Here is a 1,962-nt window from a genome sequence, read left to right on the forward strand (position 1 = left end):
TTACGGTATCGGCGACCCAGACCGACAGTGACGGTAACGTCTCTACGGCTGGCAGTGATACGGCGGAAATCGATACCACCGCCAACACCGGTGCACCGACGGTGACCATCGTCGATGACAACAACCCAGACGACGGTGTGATTAACGCGTCTGAGCTGGGCAATGACAATGTGCAGCTGCAGGTAGTCGTTGACCACGATGAGCTGGTTGCCGGTGGTCAAATCAACCTGACCATTAACAATGGCGGCACCACCTCCCAGGTCGTCCTGTCACTCGACAGCAACGGTGACCCTATCGTTGTGGATGAGAACGGTGATGCTGTCACCGGCTTCACCTACAACAACGGCACCATTACCTGGACCGAAGTGGTTGCCGAAGGCAATACCATTACGGTATCGGCGACCCAGACCGACAGTGACGGTAACGTCTCTACGGCTGGCAGTGATACGGCGGAAATCGATACCATCGCCAACACCGGTGCACCGACGGTGACCATCGTCGATGACAACAACCCTGACGATGGCGTCATCAACGCGTCTGAGCTGGGCAATGACAATGTGCAGCTGCAGGTAGTCGTTGACCACGATGAGCTGGTTGCCGGTGGTCAAATCAACCTGACCATTAACAATGGCGGCACCACCTCCCTGGTATTCCTGTCACTCGACAACAACGGTAACCCTGTGGTGGTTGACGGCAACGGTAATGCCGTATCCGGCTTTAGCTACAACAATGGCACCATTACCTGGACCGAAGTGGTTGCCGAAGGCAATACCATTACGGTATCGGCGACCCAGACCGACAGTGACGGTAACGTCTCCGATGCCGGCAGCGATACGGCGGAAATTGATACCACCGCCAACACCACGGCACCGACTGTCACCATCGTCGATGACAACAACCCTGACGACGGTGTGATTAACGCGTCTGAGCTGGGCAATGACAATGTGCAGCTGCAGGTAGTCGTTGACCACGATGAGCTGGTTGCCGGTGGTCAAATCAACCTGACCATTAACAATGGCGGCACCACCTCCCTGGTATTCCTGTCACTCGACAACAACGGTAACCCTGTGGTGGTTGACGGCAACGGTAATGCCGTATCCGGCTTTAGCTACAACAATGGCACCATTACCTGGACCGAAGTGGTTGCCGAAGGCAATACCATTACGGTATCGGCGACCCAGACCGACAGTGACGGTAACGTCTCCGATGCCGGCAGCGATACGGCGGAAATTGATACCACCGCCAACACCACGGCACCGACTGTCACCATCGTCGATGACAACAACCCTGACGACGGTGTGATTAACGCGTCTGAGCTGGGCAATGACAATGTGCAGCTGCAGGTAGTCGTTGACCACGATGAGCTGGTTGCCGGTGGTCAAATCAACCTGACCATTAACAATGGCGGCACCACCTCCCTGGTATTCCTGTCACTCGACAACAACGGTAACCCTGTGGTGGTTGACGGCAACGGTAATGCCGTATCCGGCTTTAGCTACAACAATGGCACCATTACCTGGACCGAAGTGGTCGCCGAAGGCAATACCATTACGGTATCGGCGACCCAGACCGACAGTGACGGTAACGTCTCTACGGCTGGCAGTGATACGGCGGAAATCGATACCACCGCCAACACCGGTGCACCGACGGTGACCATCGTCGATGACAACAACCCTGACGACGGTGTGATTAACGCGTCTGAGCTGGGCAATGACAATGTGCAGCTGCAGGTAGTCGTTGACCACGATGAGCTGGTTGCCGGTGGTCAAATCAACCTGACCATTAACAATGGCGGCACCACCTCCCTGGTATTCCTGTCACTCGACAGCAACGGTGACCCTATCGTTGTGGATGAGAACGGTGATGCTGTCACCGGCTTCACCTACAACAACGGCACCATTACCTGGACCGAAGTGGTTGCCGAAGGCAATACCATTACGGTATCGGCGACCCAGACCGACA

The 1,962-nt window shown here is 55.7% G+C and carries 1 protein-coding gene; it reads left to right on the forward strand.

Annotated features, from left to right (window positions below; translation table 11 throughout):
* A partial coding sequence (locus GMA8713_RS27835; RefSeq protein WP_368730455.1) for a beta strand repeat-containing protein occupies nucleotides 1-1,962 on the forward strand: 1,962 nt, incomplete at both ends.

The organism is Grimontia marina (assembly GCF_900060185.1).
Taxonomy (GTDB): Bacteria; Pseudomonadota; Gammaproteobacteria; order Enterobacterales; family Vibrionaceae; genus Enterovibrio; species Enterovibrio marinus.